Source organism: Paraburkholderia sp. BL27I4N3, from assembly GCF_003386115.1.
GTDB lineage: Bacteria > Pseudomonadota > Gammaproteobacteria > Burkholderiales > Burkholderiaceae > Paraburkholderia.
On record NZ_QREJ01000003.1, the window covers coordinates 60,069 to 83,839 of the forward strand.

Sequence of the window (23,771 nt, forward strand, 5' to 3'; positions counted from 1 at the left end):
TACGGGTCAGCGATGCGTGACGACACCGTCCTGCGGCTCGATCCGCACGGACACGCGGTACGGCTGCCGGTCGTCCGGCACGCTACTGGCCAGCTCACGCAGCGTTTGCGCGGGCGACGTCGAAATCACGGTCGCAACGAGGGAGGCTGAGGATGCAGCCGGGCGCCTCATGTTCCAGACTGCAACACCACTCACGAGCGCCACACCCAGCGCCCATGCAAGCCAGACGGGAAACGGACGTCGCGGCGTCGTGATGGACGGCGAACTGTCGACCTGACGGTTAGTTGCAGCAACCTCCGTTGGCATGATGGCCTGATGCGCAGGATCATCGAGGGCGGGCAACGCGCTATCACCCCATTCGGACAGCGTGATGCCGATACGCGCGCCGACGCTGTGCAGCAGGTTGCGGCGCAGCGCCACTGACATGTCGTCGATGCGGCAACCGTCGAGCGCCATGCAATTGTCGAACGCATGCTCGTCGGCGATCTGAAGAAGGGGCAACGTATCGGGAAGCCGACGCGCACGCCGCGCATCGACCCGTTCGGCCAGTTGCCGGACCGTGTTGCCGTAGAGGCAGAAACACAGGGCATCGCGCAGCTTCGCCTCGAACATGTCACGATCGAGCCCGTGCAGCGGAAAGTCCTCGGGAAAGGTGACTTTCAGGTTCATGCGTGCGCTCCTCACTGCTGTCCGGTTAGCTGACCGTTCTGGCCGACCGCGTTACCCTGCGCGTCGACGTTCTCGTAGACGCTGCTCAGGTCGATGTCGCGTGCGACGAAGATATTGATCACCGAGCCCTGGTTCGAATACGCCGTCGGCGGGATGTTGATCGTGCTGCGCAGCGTCTCGGCGGCCACGTCCTGCGTGGCGTTCGAACTGTTCGACAAGGTGATCGTCTGGCCCGCTCCGATCGCCTTGTTCGCGAGCGCCTGACCAAAGTCGCCGATCAGGCTCACCATCAGCGCTCCCTTGAAGCGCTGCCAGAAGTGCTCGTCGACCCAGGCCGGGATGCCGGCTGCGCCGAGCGGATCGGTCGCCGGCGAATTCAGCGGAATGCGCACGTCACCGTCATCGATCTCGTCCCAGATCGCACCGATCACACCCTGTCCCTGGATGACCGCGTCGCGCTGCTCGCCCTTGGCGATGGCGCCCTTGCGGACCAGCAGGGTCGTGCCATCGTCGGACCAGACGTCCTGCGCGATCGGGCAGCCGATCAGGCCCGGCCGGTCGGTGCGGATGGCCGTCGCCTGCCCGCAGCGGATCATCGTGTTGCGACTGAGCAGGTAGTGGCGGTTCGGTCGGAACGAGGCCTGCATCGGCTGCAGCTTCGAAGGCTGCAATGACTGGTCGATCGACGAACCCTTGCTGTCGCCCGCGTCCGTCCTGTTCGGCGAACTGGACGGCCCCCCTGCACTGCCACCACGCAGCGCCGCCATGCCCATCGACTTCGCCAGGCCGGCCAGTCCACCGGCGTCATGACTGGGCGCTCCGTCATTGCCGGCACGGTTGCCCTCGTTGTCATCTGCGGTTTCATTCGAGGCCACCGGGCCATCGTCGCTCCGGCCAGACCCGGTGTTCCCGCCCGAAACGAGCACGCTGCCCTGCAGCCGGCGCTCGGCCGGCGTGAGCGGCCGCGGCTGGTTGCTCGCCGCAGCTGGTACGTTCGTCTGCGATGCCGCCCCAGCCGGTGTCGCCAGGCGGGAAGTCGCCGCAGCCGCAGCCGCCGCCGCCTCCGACGCTGCGCGGGCCTGATCAGCCTCCGCTTTCCTGATCCGATCCTTTTGCGTCTCGAGATCCCCGCCCGCGTCACTCGCGCCGCTGTCTTTCGGCTTGCTGAGCGCCGCCTGCTTCGCATCCTGATGTTGCTGGAAGAGCCGCTGTAGATAGATCGTGACGCCCGACGCACCCAGCGCAATCACGGCCAGCGCGACCAGCACCAGGCGCAGTTTGCCCACCCGCGTCTTCCGACGACCCGGCAGGTCAAGCGAAGGCTGCGGGCCGACGTTGGTCGACGCCGCATGTTCGATTTCGTTTCGTTCAGTCATGCCGTGTTCGCTCCCTGATCAGTTCGCCGATGTGCCGGCATGGTCGCGCTGGATGCGCGCGCTGTCCGGCACCGACGAGCCCGCCCGGTTGTAATGGCCATCGGGCGAATAGCCATCGTTGCGAATGCCCAGCACCGACTGGCCGTAGCGGATGACAAACGAACTCGACACCTCGTGCACGACGACCGTGTCGCCCTCCATGTGGAAATTCGCGGTCGCCTCACTGCCGTCCGGCAGCTTGGTGAAGATCGTCGGCAGGTCCCGCGCGGTCGCATACTTGAAGTACGTAAAGCGGCCGTCGTCCCAGAGCGCGGTCGGCGCGAGTGCGCGATCACCGCGCATCATGTACTGCATGTTCGCGGCCGATGCCGATGTCACCGCCTGGGCAGCGGCTCGCCGAACCGCGTTCGCCCCTCCCGCGTTCGACGCCGGCACGGCCGGCCCGTTGCCCTGCTGTCCACTGAGCGCCGCGCTGACCGCCTCCTGCCGGCGCTGCTGCGCCGCAGTCAGCTTCGCTTTCGTGTCCGGATAGTCGAATCGCAGCATCCACGTCGCCGGCTGGCCGGCCGACACGTCGGCAAGCGAGAGGGAATAGGTGCGCCGGTTGGTGACGAGCACAAGATTGGTTTCCGGCTGCAACGCACCCGGCTTGAGCAGCGCCCCGCTATCGTTGATGGCCACGTGCCATGCCTTGCCATCTCCGATGCCCTCACCGCTGTCGATGATGTGTTCGCCCGGTTCGAACTGGATCATCACCACGCGCCCCGGCATGGTGGCGACGCGATACGCCTGATTGGGGTCGTAGGTCGCGCACTGGATATGCGGATCCGAACCGCAGCTGCGCGGTGTCTCGAGTGCCCTGGCATGCGACGAAGCGAAGGCGAGACCCGCGGCGAGGGCCACCACGCCGGGCGGCATGCGAAAGAATCCAGCCTTCACGATGCGTTACCCGCTGCGGGCGTCGGCGATGACGGTGTATCCGCCGGCACCCGCGTCCAGTCGCGCGTGACCTCGTAGCTCGTGCAGCGAAAGCCGTCCGGGTCGATGTCCTGCTGGTCCTTTTTCTCCGGCACGTCCACGCGCCCGAACGCCACTGTCGCAATCCAGTAGGTCGGATCAGGCCGCTTCACCGCGGGGTTTAGCGGAATCAGCTGCCGCGAGAAAAATACCTGGGCAGTCGAGCCGACGAACGTGATCGAGCCCACGCGCGCAAGCACGCGCACCTGATCCTTCAGCAGCTTGAGTGGTCCGGCGGGGCCGCGCACGAGCGCGTCGTAGGCTTCCTGCTCGTGCTCGTCACTCATGAACATGACGGCCGCGTGCGTGTCGGAGATCGTCTCCCAGTCGTAGCCTTCGCGCAGTTCGACATAGCGGCGCAGATCCGCGCGGTCTGTCTTCTCGGTGAAGCTCACGTGACCGGTGGCCGTCGTGGGCAACACATCCACGTTGCCGTTCGTATCGTTCACGCGCAGTACAGCGGGGGGATTCGGCCGCTTCAGGAGTCCTAAAGCCCCCATGCCAAAAACAGCCGCGAGCGCCACACCGCCCGACAGCATCGAGCGCCGGTCGGCGATCCGCGCCTTCTCTTCGGCGGCCTCGACTTTGGATCTCTCGAAGGCCTGCGCCTGCTTCAGGTACCACGCGACAGCGTCACGCTCGCCTGCGTCAATGCCGCTCGCAGGCGATGCCGGCTGCGCGGCTGCAGGCTCCCCGCCGGCGCGCCCGCGTTTGCGTGCCGTCGTGGCTCCCGCAAACCACTGTCTGATGGTAAAGATCATTCGGTTTCTCACTTCGGTTCGGTACGGGCAGCCTGTTGCTGCGCCGCCGGCTGGTTGACGGGCACCCATTGGCCCGTCGGCTCGCGAGGTTTAGGAGCTGAACTGCACGCCTGCAACGAGAGAATGAGCAGGCCCACCACGAGTGCGGTTTTCATGACTGACAGCCTTTCGCGCATCGCACCGTATGGCGGGATTCACGAGCCTCCCACACGCCGGCCGCGATCGCGGCACCAATGCCCGGAATCTGCAGCGCCAGAAAGAACAGGACGGCGCACATGCACACCAGTGTCCAGTAGTCGGTTGGCAACACCGACAGAATGCGGAGTACCTCCGGTTTGAACGGCGCGAGGATCCGCCACGCGAAAACGCTCAAAAACGCAATCGAGGCGGCGTAGACAACGAGCTCCATAATTGCGCGAGGCGCAATCGCCCGCACCGGCGTACGCCGGGCTGCTGCATGGCAGTTCAATGGACGCATTTTTTCTCCCTTGCTATGTCGATGGCCTGACGCTTCGATGCTTCGGTCGATGCAGGCTCAGTAGAAGAGCTTGATCGATAACATCGCGCCGATCGTCGCCACCACTGCCGCGATGAACCACCAACGCGCGATCTTTCTGAATAACCTGATCATTTTTACGACGCCTCACTCAAGCTGCCGCCAGTCTTCGGCGAGCCACCACCGCCCGTTTTTCCGACCGAGGCAGCAAATCTCGCGACGCCACCCAGCTTGCCCACCATCGTCGATATGCCGACGCCACCCGCGAGCGCCGACGCAAGCCCGGGCAGATTGAGCGAAATCACCCAGAAGGCCAGCCCCATGATGTCCAGCTCAATGACCTGTGCGACTGATGGCGACCCGGTCTGCGGAACGATACCCATAGCGAAGTTCACTTCCAGCGCGCACGCGGCTGCAAAGAGCGTGACGAGAAATACGTAGTTCATGCATTGTCCGACCCAGTTCCAGAAGAACTGGCGTGACGGTGGAAACAGCGCTGCCGAAATGAACAACGGCCCGAGCGCGAGAAGGATGCCAAGGGCGAATTTCGCGAGGATGATGTAGGCGATCGCGATTGCCATGAACGGACCGCCAAAAATGATCATGAGCGCGATCGTCCAGACCGCGGCGATGACCTTGAAACCCGAAGCCTGTGCGTAGATCGACTGCGCGGCATGGATGTACGCATTGAGCAGGTTGTCCAGCCCCGACACGGGGTTGTTGCCGCTGGTCACCGCACCGGCCAGCTGCTCGCCCAGCCCATTGAAGAACGGTACGACGTACTCGCTGTAAAACTGTATGTTCATCCCGCACGTGAGAATCACGGCCCACGTCGCCATGCGCATCAGGAAATCGTTGATCGGCTCGTCGTTGCGGCCCTGCCAGTACGTCCAGAGGATCAACAGGACGTAGATGCTGAAGCAGGTGGCCATCAATGGCGAGATGAGCGAAATGATGCGGGTCGAGCCCGTCGTGATCGTGTTCAGCACGTTCTGGTCGAACGCATTGGTCATTGAGGTAAAAAGCTGGACGTCTGCCACGGATGCCTCCTTCCTTCAGTCAGGTATTGTTGGTCACGCCGGACTACTTGAGGCCGGCTGCGCTCGCTTCGGCATCGTCGCTTGCGGCGTTGATACCCTTTGCCTTGCGCTCAGCGGCCAGCTTCTCTGGTGTCGTGCCGAGGAATGCCGCATCGAATTTCAGATCCTGCTGCTGCTGTTGCTCCTCCTGCACGTTGTGCTGGTGACGATCCCAGGCGAGATAGCCCAGATAACCCGCGATAGCGACCAGCAGGCTGATAATTGCGCCGAGAAGTGTCTTATTGATCATTGGTTTTCCCCAGAAATGCGTTGTCGAATTCACGATCGCGCTGCTCTTCAGCAAGCTTGAGTTCGGCCTGCTGCAACTGCGCAGTGAGCTGCAGGCGCGTCTGCTCGTTGGTGACCATTGCCTCCTCGGCCGCCATCCGGTTCTGCAGATCCGCCTTCTGCGCCGGGTCCTGCGTCAGATTGGACTGCTGCATCAACGACTGGATGTTGTTCAGCCGCGCGGTCGTCGCGCTATATGCCTGCTCGTTCATCGCCTTGTTGGCCGCGAGCGTGTCGTAATAGCGTTGCTGGCCAGGCGTGCTGGCACCGGTCATACTCTCCTGCTGCTCGATCGTGCGCATCGACGAGCTGATGCCGGACAGCCCACCACTCCTCGCCTGGTCATAGATGTTCTGCCACTGCTCGGGCAGATAGTTGCGCAGTGACACATTGTTCATGATGGTGCCGAAGCTGCTGTTGCCGGTCAGCGCCTGATACTGGGCCTCCTGGTTCTGGATCTGCTGGAACAACTGCTGGACCTGCAACATCTGCTGCGCGAGTTCGGCCGGCGAGATCGTCGGCACGCCCTGCGCGTGGGCCGTACCCGCGGTGCACAGGGCAAGCAGAGCCATCGTCGCGCGGGCGCCACGAAGCCGGCGCGCGACCGGCGTGACATCGTTGACATTCATGTACTCCTCCACTCCAGTAAAGTCATACGGCGAGTGCTTCGGTATTGACGTGTTGCGCCGACGGGTAGATATCAGCGAGCTCGGCACGCTTGCGCTCGAGGCCGCGCTGCAACTCGGCGGACCACAAACGCTCATCGGTGCCGTGCTTTGCCGCGAGCCGGGTGCGCAGCTTGCGTTCGAACACGCGCTCCAGATAGACGGGCAACCAGACGTCCGGATCGTCGCCGAGCTCCGCGCGCACCGCGTCGCAGATCAGCACGTTTTCGCGGTCACCGGAGAACACCCCGATCGCGTCATCGAGCCCGGTCAGATCAAAACTCGCGAAGGCCGACTGGTTGCCCTGCTTGATAAGGAAGCGCCGAGCCTGCGGCGTGAGCTTCCTGAACTCGCGAAATTCCTTCTTCGTCATGCCGTCGCGCAGATAGGCCTCTTCTTCCGCCGCCGGATCGGCCATCCAGAGCTTGGTCGCAACGAGGCTGCGCAGGGCCGGGAAGAGATCCGCTGCTTTCTGACCCTGCTCCGGCTGCTGTGTGATCAGGGTGAGAAACTCACCCTCCTTGCGACCGCTGGCAAGCGTTTCCTCGATCTGCTCACGGATCGTGCGGAAGCGGATCGGCAGCCAGTACTCCTCGATCACCGTCTGCATCAGCCGGCCTTCGCTGCGCATCAGTTTCTTGAGGTGGAACAGGTAAGCGAACGCCGGTTCCGACGGCTCATAGTTCTCGACGAGAAACGCCTCGACGTCGAACCCGATCCAGCGTTGCTCGCTCATGTTCAGCGACAGGTTGGGTGGGTTGTCAAAGACCCACCAGAACCGGCCACCCTCTGACTTGCACCAGATCGACAGTCGCGCACGCAGGCTGTCATCGCCTTCGTCCGGAATGCTGTCCAGCAGCAGACTGAAGCGGCGCAGGCGCACATCCTCGATGCCCATGACCGCATCGACGGCGTTGCGGCACTGGATTTTCTCAGAGGCCGTCAGATCGATCCTGATCTGACGGCCCTGGTGGTCGACGCCGTTTTTCCGGCCGCACAGTTCCGTCAACCCGTACAGGAACTCGCGGTTATCCGGGGTGTCGGCCAGCTCGAACGGCGCCCACCCAGTTGGCTTGCCTTTCTCCAGATTGACATAGGCGCCCCCCATTGCACGGATCAATACCTCCCAGCCACGCCCTTTGTCGAGGACGTACAGGAGCGGGTCAAAGCGCGAGAGCATGCCGGTGATCGCCGCAGCCAACATGCTCTTGCCGGTACCGGTCGTACCCTTGAGTTCGTTATGGGCAGCAAGCTTTTCCGCCACGTTGATATCGCCCCGCCGCGTCGCGTGGTGGTTGTAGTGATACATGCCAGAGGCCGAGCGGAACGGGATGATGGCCGATCCGTCACCAATCGGGTTGCCTTCGGCCTTGCCGGTCGAATAGTCGTGACACGCGTGCATCGATGCAAAATTGCGCGACGACTGCACCTTCGGCCGGGGCTTCACCCTGGCCGCTGGTACCTGCGAGAAGTAGGTGAATGGTGCGGAGCCCGTTGCCAGCGCCCATTCGACGCCGCATTCGTTCAGCGAGCGCGACGCCAGCAGGTTGCCGTTTTCCAGTGCCTCCTTCGCTGTCTCGCCATAGACGATGGCGGCGCCGTGATACTCGCCGAACGACAGTTCACCCGTGTTCACATAGCCCTGCGCATCGCGCAGTTCCCTGACCTGATGCTTCGCCTTGTCGCCGGCGGACTCCAGCTTGTTGATCGCAGAATCGATCGTGCGGTTCGACTCGAAGCCGGTCATGCAGTTGAACGAGTGCGCAACTGTCAACTCCACCGGCAGTGAGATGATCGGGTCGAGTTGCCCCCAGCCTGGCTTGTCCGGACAGCCGCGCAGGTCGTAGCAGGTGGCGAACTGACGCGACGCCGGCACGCCCGGGCCCTGAATAGACAGTGCGTTGTAGCCGAAATGCAGATAGCTCGACGGGATGATGTCCGTGCCTGGCTCCGCCGCCACCGGCAGATCACCCTGCACCGCATTGACCAGATCGCTTATAAAACCGTACTGCCTGGAGAACAGCATTGGCGTGCCGTTCATGTGTTTGCGCCCGTACACTTCGAGCAACTCTGCCTCGTAGTCGGCGAACTGCAGCAGCGCCTGCTGGGCGAGTGATTCGATCTCCTTCAACCCATCGTCGAAATCTTCGTATTTCAGGATCAGCGACAGGTAATAGCGGTTCTCGAAGAATTTCTCCTCATGGAACTTCCCCACATGCACCGACGCGAACCACTGCATGAAACGCGGACCGAAACGGTACGCATGCTCGAAGTTCACGCGCCGGCGCGTGAAGACCGCGTGATAGCCAAGCCGGCCACCCAGATCGCGGCCGAGCTTGCTGTATGTTTCGGTGTCGCGATCGAACATGCGCTCGATCGCTTCGTTTTCATGCACTTCGAACGGCACGCCGCGCTTGGCCAGCGTCACCATGAAACGGTTGCCCTCGAGGTGCTGAACGTGTTTCGTGACCGGATGACCGAACTTCGGGAGCCAGTCCTCAACCGCGCCAATGGCGCCAAGGATCTCGCTGGAGACGGCGGGTCTGCCTTCCATCGGTTTGCCTTTCATCACTGATCCGTTTCGAGTTCACGCAGCCGGCGTTCACCGCTCGACAGGGGTTTGAGGAAGTCGCGGTAGACCCGCCGTTGCCGGCCGTAGCGCAGCGGCGCAAGCGTGGCCGTGTTGCCGAACTGCGGCGCGGCGCGCCCCGCATTGACGCGCGCCCGCACGCGCAGTCGCCAGAAGTAGAACCGGCAGCGCAGCTCCAGCCACATGATCCGCAGACCCTGATCATCGGTTTCGCACACGTGCTTGAAATAGAGCAGCACAGGAAATCCGAGAAAAACGAACAGCAGGCCGCCCGGGCCGACGAAAAACGAGATCAGTACGCCCACAAACATCGAGGCGACTACGACGACCAGCATCGCCATGTACGGGACACCCCAGATGGCCGCCGTGCGGCCGAGACCATTAAAGCCGGGATAGGTGTTCTTTTCCGACATGACGCTCTCAGCTGAACATGTTCCACAGATACGGCGCGAGCACGCCGACCACCGAGCCCACCACCGCCACCTTGCCGCACATCGTCACAAACTCGCTCCAGTGCGCGCGATCGGCCCAGCATTCCGCGCCCTTCCACATCAGCACGCAGGCCGCACAGACGCCGAGGAACGAATAGAGCCAGATCTTGAAGGTGGTCGCGCCCTGGGTTGCTGAATCGAGACCACCGCCGGCAAATGCGAGTTGCGGGCCGAGCACGACACCTACGGCTACCGTTTGGCGTATGCGATTCGCAAATCGCTGCGCGAATATGCGATATGAATTACCCTTCAGTTGTACTAATTGCATAGTCACGAGCTTCGCATTGCGATACATGGCTTCTCCTTTTCACGTGGTTGAGATCAGGCTGCGTCGTCGCGGATCAGATCAGTTGCAACTGTCGTCGCAGGTGGAATCGCCGAACGCGTCCCACGACGGGTGCGCTGCGTCCAGCCGTTGTTTGGGGCCGCCGCGGTGCGCGGCAGAGGTTTTGGTGTCCGGCGCTGCGGCGTGCGCGGGTTTGCCGGACTGACTGTCCATCACAACAGGAATCGCAGGAACGACATTGGTTGGGCCTGCCGCCACCTGGGCGTTCGCAACAACGCGCTGGACATAACTGGTGCCCCCCGCGTCGGCTGTCTCACCACGGGTGAAATTACCGCTGTAGTAACAGCTGATAGCAGCACGCAATGCGGTTATGCCCTGTCCCTTTGCAGCGGCCGCGCGCTGATAGCAGTCGCTCAGGATGGCACTACCTGCCCGCAGGTTTTCGCACGGATCGAAGGCTGTTTCGTATGTCAGTCCGTAGCGGGCGAGATTTGCCTTGTTGACCTGTCCAAGACCCATGCTGAAGTTGATGCCTTGCGCTTGCAGCGCCTTCGCCGTTGCCACGGCTTCAGGACGATCATGCGGCTGGCGAACAAGATGGCCACCAACGACGCCGATCGCGTACGGATTGAAGCCGGACTCAGTCCTCACCACCGCCTGAAGCGTCGTAGGGTGGACGTTCGGCGCGCATTGCTGGGCCAGGGAGTTGAAATCAAGCATGACTCCCCCCTTCGCCTACGTTATGTCGGCGGCTGTGCCCGAACGATATATTGGCTTTAGCCATTGTCGACCTCTCAGGTTCCAACAACTGGTCAGGTCGGCGCCAATGCTCGCAACATTGACGCTGGCCGCTCCTACGCCCTCACCTACTGTTTGCCCGGCAGTACCTCGCAACGATCTGGCTCGAGCGCCTCCTCACGATTTACAACGCCGTCCTTCAACCCCAGCAAAACCGCGGCGTTGTGCGCGTGCCCGCGCTTGCCCTTCAGTCTTCCCTGCAACACGCCGTTGACGATGTTGCGGGGGATTCCATGTTTTACGGCCCAGCCCGAAACGGAGACGCCACACCGGTCGAACTCTGCGCGAACTTCTTCCAATGTTTTCAGTGCCATGCGGTGGCCCGTATACTGATCGCCTACGACAAATTGCTACCAGTATGGGACATTTTTGTACCATTCGCAACATACAAGACCAATTTATATGCCATCTACGTTTGGTGTGCGCCTAGCCGAAGAGCGTGACCGGCTCGGACTTACTCAGGGAAACATCTCCGAATGGACCGGCATCAACCGCAAGACACAGTCTGCCTACGAAAAAGAGCAGCGCTATCCGGACGCTGGCTATCTCATGACCCTGCTCGAGCACGACTTTGATGTGTCGTACTTGCTGACGGGGAAACGAGCTCCGCGCTACGGCGCCGTTGATGAGCAACTGCTACGAAGCGTGTTCACCATTGTCGAAACCAGTATTTCCGCCGCCGGGCATTCCATGGACGTTGAAAAGAAAGCCAAGCTGTTCGCCCTCGTTTATCAGACCGCTTCCGAAACTGGTCAGGTGGATCCGCTCGTCGCGCAGAAAGCAATCGACCTTCTTTCCTGACTATTTGATTACGCGGCAATCCGCGCTATCGCACTTGTACGGTAGTGACACTATGGCGCAGCGGCAATGGCGAATTCAAGCCACCGAATTAGTATGCACAAGCGCGATGTCAAGTTATCCTGATTATTTTGCGCGGCATGGATGCGGCAGATTACGGCAACAGATTCAGTCAAGCAGGCCGTGGGCGGCCGCTTTTTCGACGGCATCTGTAATTCTCGTTGCGCCCGTTTTTCTGGTGATCCTTTGGTAGATTGTTTTATAGACCGTATGCTTTGACATGCCCAGTTGATCCGCGACGTGGGATGCGCTTGCACCATCGCGCAGCATCCGCAGAATCTCTGTCTCCTGTTCGCTGAGCTCGTACTTCACCAGCGCATTCTGGCGTACCTGCGACACGCGCCAGTCCAGGAGTTCCGACGAGATGGCGCGAAATAGCACCCGGTTGTCCCACAACACACCCTCGCCATCGGGCGCCCGGATTGAATTGCTCACATGTAGTAGTCCGACCAGACCATGGCCATGGATATGCGCCGGGGCAACGATCCCGCTCGCAAAGCCGTGCATACGCGCCTCTGTCACCAGCCAGTGATCGGTGCGATGCACATTTACGTGCGACGCAAGCGCAGGTGCAACATTCTTTCTGGCATAGGTCACGTACGGATCGTTCATGTACCACAGCCTTGCGATGTACTGTTGTGTCCAGGCAGGCCTGCAACCGACGAGGTAACGTGATTCCACGGAATCGCCGGTAGAAGGATTCGCTCCGTTAAAACGGATCCATTGGTAAGTGAACTGCATTCCGCCTAGACTCGCAATGATGGTGCGCACCTTGGACAGCAGCGCGCCTTCCGTCGCGCACATTGAAATCTCGCCAATTAACCTTACGGGATCGCCAGTTTTGACCTCCTTCATGCGCTCACTCCCCATGGCAGCGACGCATTTCTGCCTGATACGATCGTAACTCCCCTCGAGGCGGGTTTGATATGGATCAGCTGTCGCAAAGTCCGATAGATCGTCCATCCTATCTATCGCGACAATCTGACTGAATGACGCGCCATCGCTCCGGATTAACCTGCGCGTCAGAATGGAGTCCTGCGACAGACTCAACTCCACGCACTCGTTGAAAATGTGGTGTTCCTCTTCATGCAGCGGCGCGGGTGTAGCCGCCTCGATCACTTTCTCGTCCATCGATGTCCGCCTCTACATCGATGAACCCGTCGCGGAGAAGGCGTCGGTAACGAAACGACCTTGCACCTCAGCTTCGGGGAATTGCGTGAGCCACCTGAACTGCTCCTCGCTGTCCACCCCATGAACGAGGACGCTCAGTTCCATCTCGTTACAGACGCCGACTATGCCTTTAACGAGTGCTCGGGAAACCGGCTCAGAAGCTACGCGCCCCACAAACTCTTCGTGGAGGCAAAGGCCGTCAACATGCAGCTTCGCCAGATTCGGAAATGCCGAGTCGGCCGTAAGCGCAACGAAAATCTGCACGCCTGTGGAACGTATCGTCTCCAGCTTGTCGAGAACATGAGTTGCGGTCTGATCCGGGCGGTTCTGGACGATCAGGCGCAGGGCCGACGGGTCCATCGCGTGCTCACGCAAACATTCGGATACGCAGCCAGCAAGGTCGCCGTCAACGAGCTGCGCATACGGCACATCCAGGGTAACGTGCTCAACAAACTGCCCAGCGGCACGCCACTCTTGCAACTGCCGGCACGCCTCGGTCAACTGGTACTCGCCGAGTTGGACGCCGAAGCCGCACGACTCGACCATTGAAAACAGCTCGCGTCCCTCCACGGGAGTCGTGCCGGCGCGATTCCACCGCACTAAAGCAAGAAGGCCGCGTGCCGTTCCGTCGACCGTATAGCAGTCTCGGTAGTCCAGCGCGAACTCTTTCCTGAGAAACCCATACTGGAGCGCCTGATAAAACTCCAATCCGCGCTCAGCGCGTTCGGACAGTTCGGGCGTATATGCATGGCACGCGCTGATATCCTTTCCTTTACCAACTGCTTTGGCCGCATACATCGCGAGGTCAGCACGTGTAAGAAGATCGAATGCGTTGTCTCCCTGCTGCACGTGCTCGACCACTCCAATGCTTGCCCGCATCCGATAGCTATTCGCGCGCAAAACATAAGCGAGGTCAAAGTCTTCTACGACGCGGTTTGCCAACTCCTGCGCTGTGAAGCGGGCAAAGTCACCGCTAACGACGATCACGAATTCATCGCCGCTAACCCGAATGACCTCCTGCTCATCACGGGCGACGCGCTGCAGGCGTTTCGCCACCTGCTTGAGCAGTTGATCCCCTTCCCTATGTCCGAGAGAATCATTGATTCGCTTGAAGTTGTCGAGATCGATAAAGAGAAGCGCGAGACGATCAATGCTTTTCGGAGTCGCCATCAGATGCTCGAGGCGATCCATCAGGTAGTTCCGATTCCTTAGGCCGGTCAACGTATCGTTATTCGCCAACTCGGTCAGGCGATCGCGAGCCCGTCGTTCTTCTGTGATGTCGATGCCCGAACAGATCAGAAACGTGTCGTCAGGACGATCTCCGGTTCTCGCGAACTTGTTGCGGAACTGGAACAGTCGCGGACCCCTGATCGTTTTTACCGTCCGTTCTACCTCGTACGCCTCGCCGCGCAGGAAAAACCCTTCTATGTTCTGACGGGACTCAGTTCCATCCTCCTCGGACATGAACAGGTCCCATGCGTTTTTCCCGATGACGTCAGCTTCCCTGAGGCCGGAAAGCTCTTCGGCGAAGCGGTTGAACCGTTGAATATTGCCGTCGCGATTCAGGATCACAACCAGTGAATTGACTTCCGACAGGACCGTTTCTGCAAATGACAGCCCGCGCGCCAGATCGCCCGCGACAGCTTCAGCATCAACGCTTGGAGAGGCCGTGCCTGCCCACTTGGTTCGATCGATTTTCCGACCGACCAGGTGAAGACGAAACTTCTTCTCAAACAGCAGCGCGTCAACAGTGACGCTCGAAGTGACACCGGCAATTGTGCGGATCTGTGTGGCTTGCTCGGACGAAAGCTTTATAGCTGCGGCGACTGGTCCGGTAATCGGGCTCAGTTCAAGGGCGTTGCTATCGTGGGACAACTGCCAGCGCGGACTCAGCGTTTCAAACGTCGCCCGGAACAGGTCTATCGCTTCGCGTTCGTACGTATCCATTCGGAAAACCATAAATCGTCTGACGGATGGAGTAGGACGCTTTTACAAAACGTTACATGCTGCGCAATCATTTTTTATGCGGCTCGCATAGAAGCACAAGATGATGCGTGCTTCATCGCTATGGGAGATGAGTTTCGGAACGAACGTTGCCATCCTACGTTATCCTATGTAACTTTGACATGTGCTGGCAGCGACCCCGCTCCCATTCGGGGTCCTAGTTGCATCAGGGAGATCAGCGGTATCGATATTGCCTGCGACCTTATCCATCTTCTCGAGACCGGAGCCCCGGCCGTTCAGAAGGCGTTTGCTCTGCGGCAGGAACAATACGGCCCGGCACCTCAGAGAGCCCGGCTCCTTTCCAGACAGACTTTTTTTATTGGACTACCTCGACCGGCGCTCCCCCATCGCGCACGCGGAGCACGTTCCCTTCGGGCGTCATTATTCGAGGAAGGTCTGTCGCGCGCGGCGTCGCAACCTTACCCGGCCCGTTCCCTACGCGTTTGTTCGGCAAGGATTTCGTTACCGGGTCTGCGACCCGGTGCGGTGTAGCTTTCGATACGTGATGTGAGAGCACCGCAATCTTGCCTGGTCTCGGCTTGCCCTTCCCGGACGGCTGCAGCCGCGCTTCAGGCGGGTTCCAGATTTCAACGTAGTGTTCCCCTGCGACTGCGGTCGAAGCAACAGCAAGCAGAATTGCGGCCGCCCACAAGCATCGAAACATATCCTCTCCGTTTGACTCCATGCCGCTCACGCCCAACACGATTTCGCGGCGCCGACACCTGAGCCGTCGCAGTCAGCACAGTAGTGACGGTTCCGCACCGCCTCGTCAACACGCCAGACGTTGGCTTGCGTTGGCGTAGGGGTGCCAACAGTGCGACCATTTTCGCACGCGTAAAACGTCGGCTCTCCCGCCTTGCCGCGGCGGCCGGCCTGCGCAGTCTCGCCGAGCCGTGGACCGACACGACGACGCCGGCCGGCCGCATGGTGTTGACCGTGTTCCGCGGCATGGCCGAGTTCGAACGCAGCCTATCGTTGAACGCACGAGCAACGGCCGGGCGGCGGCCAAGGCGCGCGGCACGAGGTTCGGCCGCATGCCGACGCTCACGCCGGCGCAGCTCGTCCAAATCTGTCGGCTCGCCGACGAGGGTAACACGAGCATGCAGGAAATCGCCGCACTGTTCGGCATCCACCGATCGACGCTGCTCCGGCTGCTGTCGCAGCGCGCAGAGCGCGCCGCGTGAATATGGTTGAGGATGCCCGCTAGCGACCCTCTACCGTCACTCGAAGACATCGCTACCGAGTGTCGGATATCCGGGCAAATCCGCCGGTCGAACGACGCGCACGCCGGTCCCCCTCCCTCCGTCCCAAGCGCGCGAGCAGTCTCTTAAAACTTCTGTCGGATGCCAACTCGAATCCCGACTTGCTTGTCGGTGGCTGACGCTGTAAAGCCGCTGATGTTTGCCACGGCTTCCTGGCCCAACGAATCTCGTCCGCTCGCGCGTTGCATTACCACGAGTCCGTAAACCTCAGTCCGCTTGGAGAGGCTGTAATCTGCGCCAAAGTCCAGTTGCAGATACTTGGCTCCCCCGTCCCCATTAACCGAGTTGCGGTTGGTATAGTCGAAAGCGGCCCCGACGAGAAGCGCCGGACTCAGGTATTGCTTAACATTAATCTCCGCATTCCAGAAGGTGGCGTTTCCGCTATATCGAAGCGGATTCGGAGCCTCTGTCGATCCGAGGTCTGAGTAGCGCGTGCCTGTCATGACCAACCCCACAGTCGTGCTGTCGAAGGTATATTTGGCTCCAGCACCTGCCACTTCGAAAGTGTGTGCCGACGCGTAACCGGCATAGACAGGATTTACCTGTGCTGTCGTCGGCGAGCCGAATGATCCGAGATTATTTACTGTGGCGACGCCTTTATTGGGCGTGTTGCCGTAGTACGAGATATTCGGATCGCGCGCGTTGAGATACCCCAGTCCCACAGAGAACGGACCAGACGAATAGTTTGCACCAAGCGCCCAGATCTGGTTACGCGAAAAATCACCAGCTACACCGCCGAGACTGTAGAGGCCCCCGACAGTTAGACCGGAAAACGAGCGCGAGGTGAACTTGATCGAGTTATTGATCCGGTTCGTATTGCCGAGGTTGTCAAGGTCATTCGGATGCGAACCCATGTAACCTGCAAAGTTGGACGACGCTGCGAAGGGCTGGACGGCTTCGATATAGGGGTCGTACTGACGCCCGAGAGTGAGCGTGCCGACGTTGTCGGAGCCCAATCCCACGTAAGCCTGACGTCCAAATAATGCGCCTCCTTGAGCAAGCGCACCGCTGTTCGCGAAGAAGCCGTTTTCAAGAACGAAGATTGATTTCAGGCCTCCCCCGAGATCCTCGACGCCTCGAAGCCCCCATCGACTACCAGACAGCCCGCTCGCGTGACCGTCCTGTAGCGCAACCTGACTCGCCCCGTTGTGTTGACCTCGAACGGTGCCAGTCTGCGTGCTGTTTGCGTACGTCACACCAAGGTCCACGATCCCGTACAGGGTTACGCTGCTTTGAGCGTGGGCGCATGCGCAAGATGCAGACATCACCGACAGTGCAAGCACTCTTTTCATACTATCTCCAAATTTAGTTATGCTTATTTACGACGCTAGAACGGCATTGATACATCTCGCGGGCGAGACTCTCCTATCAGCTCGAACCGGGAACTCGCTAACAACAGTGCTGCTGATTTTCAGAACGTCCAGAAAACTCGACGTAGCAACCGGGCCCGAACCTCAAGAGGACATTGATCCACAGGCGTGCAGAGGATCATGATAGAAATTCCGTTGAGATCTACATCATCAGAACGAGTGGCTTTCCCGTACCCAGAACATTGCTATTGTTGCAACGACCGGACCGGCGGCTAGAGCGGCGAACGCCGTCGGGAAAGAGTTGGTCACCTGGAACACGACACCCACCACCAGCGGCACGATGACGCTCCCGAGCTGCCAGAAAGCGTTCGTGAATCCATACGCGGAGCCCACCAGTTTCGGGCCTGCCATTTCGGCGACCATCGCAACAATCAGCGGTGTGTAGATGAATGCGGTAACGCCAAGAAGGGGGGCAGCGAGCATGAACTGCCGCTCGGTATGTAACGATCCGAAAATGAGCAGCGCTGCTGCGAAACACGCGAAACAGATAATCAGAATCAACTTTCGTTTGCCCCCAAGGAGATCGGAAACGAGACCGACAAGTGGCTTCGAAACTATGGCGCCAGCCCCAAACATCGCAGCAATGGCGCCGGCCTGCGCTGCAGATAAACCATGCCCCTTCACAATCAACGCATTCACCCAGAAGGCGAAGCCCCAGGTTCCCCAGAGCGCGCCGAATCCGATAATTGCGAGAAGAATGAGGTCCTTGTTCTTTGCCAGGGATCCGAGTGTCGTGGTCCCGGCCGAGACAGCGACTGCCGGGGTGTCGGCGTCACGCAGGATGGCAAGACAGAGCAGCCCGACGCCCACGGTGACCGCGCCCAGAATGCGATAGACGCCATCCCACCCTGCGAAGGAAGAGAGATACGGGACGGCGGCGTTCGTCACGACCACGCCAACGGACGACGCTGTTGTCAAAATACCCATTGCCCGGCCGCGCAGTTTGAAGTCAAACCATGTTGCAGTTAGTTTGACGCAAGCGGAATAGTCGGCGCCTGCAGCCAATCCCATAAGAACCTGAATGGTGAGTCCCATCAGTGTCGAGGTCGTGTAACTGAAGGCAAACGTTGTGATCCCAAGTGGGACCAGTGCGAAAGACAACATGCGGCTTGGCCCAAACCGATCTGTCGCGAGTCCACCAAGCGCATTCGAAACAACGTATCCGATGTAAAACGCGGTGACGAAGGCCCCAAGGCCCGCGACAGGCAGGCCGAGCGAGCCGCCGACTTTAACGGCCAGATTCGCCCAGGCCAGGCGATCAACGAACGCGAACAGTAACGCGAGCCATGCGAGTGTGAGCACGACCCACCGGTAGGCCGGAATTTCCGTCAAAGTAGGCCCCGAGAAGGTTTTCATACTTTTCGAGCGTGTCATTGTCTTGCGTCTCCTATCTGTTGCCGGTGACCCTTCACGACCGCGGTTCATGTCGCCAGGGTTCTTCGCGTTAAATCGGGATAACGGGCGCTTGAGTGAGATGTTCGGACCGAGGCTTCGCATGCCACTTCGGTACGCGCCACAGTTAATCGTCGCCGAGGAACGCCCCCTGGCTACGAAGCACCCGCTGCAAGTCTCCCGTTTTGATCTTTGAAACCGTGGTGTTATCGCGCAGCGCCAGCGCGGCGGCTGCGCCCGCTGCCTCTCCCATCACAAAGCACCCTCCGGTCACCCGGGCAGCGGACTGGCCGTCGTGCGTCATTGATGCGCATCGTCCGGCGACCAGAAGATTGCGAGCTGTCCGGTCCGCGTCGCGCGGCACGAGCATGCGGTAGGGCAACTGGTTATATCCGCGAGATTCAGGTATCGCCGGCCATTCCCAAACGACATCGCCCGCGACATGCTTTTCGAGCGGCCATCCATTCACGCCGATGCTGTCATCGAAGCGGGCGCAGGAAAGGACGTCATCGCCTGTGAGCATGTACTCGCCCACGATGCGACGCGTCTCGCGAATCCCGACTTGCGGGGCGATGTCGAGAACGTAGGCATTTTCGAAGCCGGGGATCTCGTGCTTCAGGAATTTGATGTATTCAGTAATCTGACGTCGGCCTTCCAGTTCACCGGCGCTCAACGCTCGTGCATCTGTGCCGTCTGTGGCGCGTCCTTCTGAATCGGAAAGTTGTGTGACGTTCGCTCGCCATTCGGCCGGATTCTTCTGGGGACGTACGATCGCGCCGCTGCGAGGGAATCGATACTTTCCAGTTTCCTGAACCTCTTTCATCACTGTGGGAATCGTCAGCCAGGCCTCGCCTGTGGTGTCGGGGTTGACGCCGCCGATCCGGAACATCAGGCTTGGGTAAAGCATCTCTCCCGCCTGGGTTCCTTTCTCGAACGCCACGCCCGCCCACTGAGCAAGGTCTGCGTCGCCCGAGCAGTCGATAAAGACCCTCCCGCGAACCGCGACGCGCCCCGACTTCGTTTCGAGAATCAGTGCCTGAATGACTCCATCGTCCGAGAGACTGATACCTGCGCCGAGGGCGTGAAACAGGATCTGCACGCCAGCTGCTTCGAGCACCGCGTCTGCTGCACATTTGAATGCGGACATATCGTACGACTGCGCATACACCTTTCCGAAAATCAGGTGAGGCGTGTTGAGGCCGCCGAGATCGGCCATACGGCCCAGGATGTCATCCGCGACGCCATGAACCACTTGCCGGATTTCGCCATACACGTTTGCGTATAGGCCGCAAAAGTTCGTTACGCCCCCGGCCGTGCCCATGCCGCCAAGAAAGCCATACCGTTCAACGAGAAGAACGCGCAATCCGTTTTTTGCTGCGCTGGTTGCCGCCGCGATGCCTGCCGGGCCACCGCCGAGTACGACGACATCGAACTCGCCATAAACCGGCAATTTTCTAGCCGGTTCAGCGATCTCGTTCGAGAAAAAGAGTGGGTTCAAGGTGTACTCCAGAGGTATGGAGACGCCTGCCCCGCCGCGACGATGCGCCGGTCGGTTGTCTCCGAGTCAATCGGCCTGATGACCGGGTGACCACTGATTGTGTATTGAAAACCATGGTATCTGATCTTTTTCAGGTGTAGTTGAGCTATATTTTAGGTTCAGTTTTCGCGATTTGGAAAAGACATGGATACTCTCCTCAATCTGAGGGCTTTCCTCGCGGCGGCCCGTCACGGCAGCTTCTCGGAGGCTTCCCGGCAGATGCACGTCGTTCCTTCGGTCGTCGCCAAGCGGGTAACCGAGCTTGAGCGCACAACGCACTCGCAACTTTTCATGCGCTCGACGCGCCAGCTTGTTCTGACTGACGCCGGCCAGAAGTTTCTGTCCAGCGCCAGCGCGCTGGTCGCCGAATTCGACGCGGTCATGGGAAGCATGAAACGACAGGATGGAGTTCTGGAAGGGCATATAAGGGTCAAAATGCCCACGACGCTGACCGTCCTCTATCTCGCGAACATCGTCAGCGCATTCCAGAGCGAAAACGAGCGAATCACAATGGAAGTCGTACTGGTGGACAGGACCATCAACCCCATTGAAGAAGGCTACGATGTCGTAGTGACTGGACTGCCGGAGAGCTATGAGGGCGTGACGGACATTCCGCTATGTCCGTTGAAGCGGATCGTGTGCGCGTCTCCGGCTTATCTTCGCAAGCAACGTATGCCTGAGCATCCGCGGGATCTCGCAGACCACGACTGTCTCGTATTCAGACCCAAAGGTCCTTCGTGGCAATTCGAGAGTCCTGCTGGCCCTATTAGTGTCGACGTGCCGCAGAAACTGGTCACCAACGACAATTACATCCTTTTTTCATCCGCGCGCGCGGGTAACGGAGTCGCGGTGCTACCCGAATATCTCGTGCGGGACAGCCTTCGTGACGGCTCGTTGCAGGTGGTCCTGTCCGAATTCCCATTGCGGGCCACCTGGCTGAAGGCACTCGTCCCGAACAGGCGGGAACGTCTGCCGCACATTGTGGCGTTCACTGACTGGCTGCGGCGGCACTTGGCGAATTCCCCGCCGTGGGATGCGGCTCCGGACAACAATCCGGAAGCGACAACACCGGCGGGGAATGCCGGTGATTGAACGTACCACTTACGTCGGGGTGCGAAAGTCTGTGTCGGCATCCCCTTCTGGTCGACTCATGATGCCGGTGAAGGTGACCTGGCTGTCGTCGTGACCGGCGAAAATCCAGGCCGCCTGCGTGGACCCTTACGCGAGCTTGAACAGACGCCTGGCGTTGTCGCGTCCGATCTTCTGCCGGTCGTTTTCGCCAATCTCGGCGGCATCGAACCAGGTACTGGCTTCTTCCATTGCTTCGAATGGGTAGTCGGTGGAAAACAGTACGCGGTCGCTGCCGATTTCTTCCATCGCGTTGCGCATTGCAATCGTGCGGAAGTTGCCGCTGGTAGTCACATAAAAATGCTCGCGGAAGTAATCGATAAACGGCCGTTCCGCCTTGACACCCAGCGGGTTCTTGCCGTTTGCAGATGCCCAGTGCGAGGTCCGCCAGATGTTGTTTTGCACCAGCTCGCCCAGATGACCGAGGACGATCGTCAGGTTCGGGAACTTGTCAAAGAGGCCGCTGCCAATCAGACGCAGTGCATGGACACCCGTTTCCGGCGAGAAGGCCCATGCCGGACCCAGCAGCCACGGATGGCCTTCGTAGATCTTTTGCTGGCTGACGAGCGGATTGCGCGGATGCAGGTAGAAGGGAACGTCGAGTCGAGATACCGTATCCCAGAACGGCACGTACTGAGGGAGGTCGTAATAGGTTGCATTGTCTTCGCTGCCGATATGCGAGAACCCGTTCACAAGCGCACCAACGAAGCCCAAATCCTTCACCGCGCGCTCCAGTTCGCGGGCGGCTGCGTCCGGGTCCTGCATCGGCAGCGCTGCGAACGCGCCAAACCGGTTCGGTCGCCGTGCAACCTGTTCGGCTACGAAATCGTTCGCGCGCCGCGCGACTTCGATTGCTCGTGTCGTGTCCGGGATGGCTTGTACGGCGGGAGCATTGAGCGACAGGATCGTGTACTCGATACCGCAGGCGTCCATGCGCTGCAGACGCTCCTCCTCAAGGTCCATCAGCTGACGGCGCTTTTCAGGCCAGATGTCGGGAACAAAATACCGTTGAGAGTCGCCGATGGTGTCGGGGAAAGCGAAATGTTCTTCGAGAGCAACTTTGCCTTGCATGATGTCTCCTGGATAATGTCGGGTCGGGAAAACGGCTGGCGTCGGAAGCGAGCCTTGGCTGCGCGCAGCGTCTGTTGTAGGCTGAACGCCTCAAAAGCACGCCGCGACACGACGAATGAAGGATACGGGCGTGATGGCTGCGCGTTAAATTTCTCTCCTGAATGGGCGCATTCACGCCGTCAATGGCTGGCAACACCTGACGGAAAGATCATGACAAACAGAGGCATCAGTACCTCGTTGCGCAACACCGATCTGAACCTGCTGCTGGTTTTTGATGCGTTATACCGCAGCAGGAGTACCACGCGCGCGAGCGAAGAATTGCATCTCACACAGCCGGCGGTCAGTAACGCTTTAAAGCGTTTGCGGACACTGTTTGAAGATGAATTGTTCGTGAGTACCCGGGAAGGTATGTTGCCGACCACGAGAGCGAAAGAAATCGCATCACTGGTAGCGGACGGACTCGGTTCATTCCGGCTGGCCATCCAGGCGCATCGACCGTTCGATGCGGCGTCGGCCACCCGCACCTTCCACCTCTATGTGAGCGACCTTGCTCAGGCGATCTTTCTACCACCGCTTGCTGCTAAAATCCGCAGCGCGGCGCCCGGCGTCAGGATAGTGACCGTCGATCCGCAACTGAACGATGCACAACAAATGATGACGCGTGGACAGATTGACTTGGCGATCGGAATGTTCAGTGGATTAGAGGGCGAATTTCATCAGCAACGCCTCTTTGAAGAAAACTATGTTGCCCTGCTCAGGGCTGGCCCTTCCAGCATAAAAGAAACGCTGACGTCGGCACAATTCCTCGACGCCGACCATCTGATCTACACCCCGACAGCAGGCAGTCACGCTAAATTTGAAGCAGCATTAGACGCCATTTTCAAGGAACACGGGAAGACAAGGAGTGTCGCAATGCAAGTCGCGCACTCAGTCAGCCTTGATCGGATTATTGCGTCGAGCAATATGGTGGCGTGTATCCCAAGCCGCCTTGCTCAGACGCTTTCAGGTCGAACGGACGTTCGCTCATGCCCGTTGCCGTTCGACATTCCGCCGATGGATATTGTTCAGCTCTGGCACGCGCAGTTTCAAAAGGATGACGGGCATCGGTGGCTCCGGACACTGGTCTACGAGCTGTTCCATGACGACCGGTGTGGCGTCGTGATGTGACGAATATGAGTGAGTGTGCTCGTGGAGTTGCCCCCGTGGCGTCCGTTTACGAGATGGTTCGGTCGTTCCAACGGCCGGAGGCCGTGCTCGACGAACGGCCGCTGGTGGCCGCGTGCTGACTGATGCAAATCGCATATTCGAGCTTTGCTCGTGGCGGTGGCGGCCGGCTGTGCGCGACCCCTATGCTCAAGTCGCAACTATGCGCAGATGATCATCGCGAGCGCGGCCGTATCCGAACAGGAATGCGCCGGTCTCGATGTCGAGCGTAGCAGTGTTCGTTGGATCTCCCATTCCAG

General features: G+C 59.9%; 24 protein-coding genes and 1 pseudogene. 5 read left to right on the forward strand and 20 right to left on the reverse strand.

From position 1 onward, the window contains the following. Positions 1–6: 6 nt before the first annotated feature. The 14 genes from B0G71_RS40370 to B0G71_RS40430 all read right to left on the reverse strand — a co-directional run bounded on the left by B0G71_RS40370 (position 7) and on the right by B0G71_RS40430 (position 10,830). A complete protein-coding gene (locus tag B0G71_RS40370; protein ID WP_116150101.1) occupies positions 7–669 on the reverse strand; it encodes a hypothetical protein in 663 nt (220 codons plus the stop codon). Between the two features lie 11 nt (positions 670–680). Beyond that, complete coding sequence (locus B0G71_RS40375; RefSeq protein WP_116150102.1) at positions 681–2,045, reverse strand: TrbI/VirB10 family protein; 1,365 nt, start codon at positions 2,043–2,045, stop codon at positions 681–683. An 18-nt stretch (positions 2,046–2,063) separates the two neighbouring features. Continuing rightward, a complete protein-coding gene (locus B0G71_RS40380; protein ID WP_116150104.1) occupies positions 2,064–2,963 on the reverse strand; it encodes a TrbG/VirB9 family P-type conjugative transfer protein in 900 nt (299 codons plus the stop codon). A 17-nt stretch (positions 2,964–2,980) separates the two neighbouring features. After that, positions 2,981–3,823: a type IV secretion system protein gene (locus B0G71_RS40385; protein WP_116150105.1), complete on the reverse strand. Its 843-nt coding sequence runs from the start codon at positions 3,821–3,823 to the stop codon at positions 2,981–2,983. Positions 3,824–3,831: 8 nt separating this feature from the next. Continuing rightward, complete coding sequence (locus tag B0G71_RS41675; protein ID WP_181917001.1) at positions 3,832–3,978, reverse strand: hypothetical protein; 147 nt, start codon at positions 3,976–3,978, stop codon at positions 3,832–3,834. Then, entirely contained in the window at positions 3,975–4,301 is a 327-nt protein-coding gene (locus B0G71_RS40390) for a hypothetical protein (protein ID WP_147308766.1), read from the reverse strand. The genes B0G71_RS41675 and B0G71_RS40390 overlap by 4 nt, the downstream gene beginning before the upstream one ends. Before the next feature lie 155 nt (positions 4,302–4,456). Then, complete coding sequence (locus tag B0G71_RS40395) at positions 4,457–5,332, reverse strand: type IV secretion system protein (RefSeq protein WP_116150108.1); 876 nt, start codon at positions 5,330–5,332, stop codon at positions 4,457–4,459. Between the two features lie 70 nt (positions 5,333–5,402). Then, positions 5,403–5,648: a hypothetical protein gene (locus B0G71_RS40400; protein ID WP_116150110.1), complete on the reverse strand. Its 246-nt coding sequence runs from the start codon at positions 5,646–5,648 to the stop codon at positions 5,403–5,405. Further along, positions 5,638–6,315 (reverse strand): type IV secretion system protein, encoded by a 678-nt coding sequence (locus B0G71_RS40405; RefSeq protein ID WP_116150112.1) that lies wholly within the window; start codon positions 6,313–6,315, stop codon positions 5,638–5,640. The genes B0G71_RS40400 and B0G71_RS40405 overlap by 11 nt, the downstream gene beginning before the upstream one ends. 22 nt (positions 6,316–6,337) lie before the next feature. Next, entirely contained in the window at positions 6,338–8,920 is a 2,583-nt protein-coding gene (locus B0G71_RS40410) for a VirB4 family type IV secretion system protein (RefSeq protein ID WP_258875873.1), read from the reverse strand. Next, entirely contained in the window at positions 8,920–9,354 is a 435-nt protein-coding gene (locus tag B0G71_RS40415; protein ID WP_116150113.1) for a VirB3 family type IV secretion system protein, read from the reverse strand. The genes B0G71_RS40410 and B0G71_RS40415 overlap by 1 nt, the downstream gene beginning before the upstream one ends. Before the next feature lie 7 nt (positions 9,355–9,361). After that, positions 9,362–9,727 carry a hypothetical protein gene (locus tag B0G71_RS40420; protein WP_116150115.1) on the reverse strand — a complete coding sequence of 122 codons (366 nt, stop codon included), beginning with the start codon at positions 9,725–9,727 and terminating at the stop codon, positions 9,362–9,364. Between the two features lie 51 nt (positions 9,728–9,778). Continuing rightward, a complete protein-coding gene (locus tag B0G71_RS40425; protein ID WP_116150116.1) occupies positions 9,779–10,438 on the reverse strand; it encodes a lytic transglycosylase domain-containing protein in 660 nt (219 codons plus the stop codon). Between the two features lie 146 nt (positions 10,439–10,584). Next, positions 10,585–10,830, reverse strand: coding sequence for a DNA-binding protein (locus tag B0G71_RS40430; protein WP_116150118.1), 246 nt, complete (start codon positions 10,828–10,830; stop codon positions 10,585–10,587). Positions 10,831–10,918: 88 nt separating this feature from the next. Between B0G71_RS40430 and B0G71_RS40435 the strand changes: the two genes are divergently transcribed. After that, positions 10,919–11,317 (forward strand): helix-turn-helix domain-containing protein, encoded by a 399-nt coding sequence (locus B0G71_RS40435; protein WP_116150119.1) that lies wholly within the window; start codon positions 10,919–10,921, stop codon positions 11,315–11,317. Positions 11,318–11,482: 165 nt separating this feature from the next. Here B0G71_RS40435 and B0G71_RS40440 read toward each other — a convergent pair whose 3' ends face one another. Both B0G71_RS40440 and B0G71_RS40445 read right to left on the reverse strand, forming a co-directional pair. Then, positions 11,483–12,505 carry a LuxR family transcriptional regulator gene (locus B0G71_RS40440; protein WP_116150121.1) on the reverse strand — a complete coding sequence of 341 codons (1,023 nt, stop codon included), beginning with the start codon at positions 12,503–12,505 and terminating at the stop codon, positions 11,483–11,485. A 12-nt stretch (positions 12,506–12,517) separates the two neighbouring features. Next, positions 12,518–14,491 (reverse strand): diguanylate cyclase domain-containing protein, encoded by a 1,974-nt coding sequence (locus B0G71_RS40445; RefSeq protein ID WP_116150249.1) that lies wholly within the window; start codon positions 14,489–14,491, stop codon positions 12,518–12,520. A gap of 804 nt (positions 14,492–15,295) precedes the next feature. Here B0G71_RS40445 and B0G71_RS42845 point away from each other — a divergent pair. Further along, positions 15,296–15,505: pseudogene (locus B0G71_RS42845) on the forward strand (recombinase family protein); the annotation flags it as partial. Between the two features lie 77 nt (positions 15,506–15,582). Further along, positions 15,583–15,732, forward strand: coding sequence for a helix-turn-helix domain-containing protein (locus tag B0G71_RS42485; RefSeq protein ID WP_258875874.1), 150 nt, complete (start codon positions 15,583–15,585; stop codon positions 15,730–15,732). Between the two features lie 143 nt (positions 15,733–15,875). Here the strand turns inward: B0G71_RS42485 and B0G71_RS40460 are convergent, their stop codons facing one another. From B0G71_RS40460 to B0G71_RS40470, 3 genes are all read right to left on the reverse strand, one after another. Then, positions 15,876–17,102, reverse strand: coding sequence for a porin (locus tag B0G71_RS40460; protein WP_116150122.1), 1,227 nt, complete (start codon positions 17,100–17,102; stop codon positions 15,876–15,878). A 228-nt stretch (positions 17,103–17,330) separates the two neighbouring features. Beyond that, positions 17,331–18,554, reverse strand: coding sequence for a nitrate/nitrite transporter (locus B0G71_RS40465; RefSeq protein ID WP_181917002.1), 1,224 nt, complete (start codon positions 18,552–18,554; stop codon positions 17,331–17,333). Between the two features lie 145 nt (positions 18,555–18,699). Then, positions 18,700–20,022: an FAD-dependent oxidoreductase gene (locus B0G71_RS40470; RefSeq protein WP_258875875.1), complete on the reverse strand. Its 1,323-nt coding sequence runs from the start codon at positions 20,020–20,022 to the stop codon at positions 18,700–18,702. 231 nt (positions 20,023–20,253) lie between these two features. Here B0G71_RS40470 and B0G71_RS40475 point away from each other — a divergent pair, with 231 nt between their 5' ends. Continuing rightward, complete coding sequence (locus B0G71_RS40475; protein WP_116150127.1) at positions 20,254–21,201, forward strand: LysR family transcriptional regulator; 948 nt, start codon at positions 20,254–20,256, stop codon at positions 21,199–21,201. A 126-nt stretch (positions 21,202–21,327) separates the two neighbouring features. Here B0G71_RS40475 and B0G71_RS40480 read toward each other — a convergent pair whose 3' ends face one another. Further along, on the reverse strand, positions 21,328–22,308 hold the full coding sequence (locus tag B0G71_RS40480; RefSeq protein WP_116150129.1) for an amidohydrolase family protein: 981 nt from the start codon (positions 22,306–22,308) through the stop codon (positions 21,328–21,330). On the opposite strand from B0G71_RS40480, the gene B0G71_RS40485 reads away from it, so the two are divergent. Further along, positions 22,279–23,475 (forward strand): LysR family transcriptional regulator, encoded by a 1,197-nt coding sequence (locus tag B0G71_RS40485; protein ID WP_258875876.1) that lies wholly within the window; start codon positions 22,279–22,281, stop codon positions 23,473–23,475. The two genes, B0G71_RS40480 and B0G71_RS40485, sit on opposite strands and share 30 nt — an antisense overlap. Positions 23,476–23,771 lie beyond the last annotated feature (296 nt).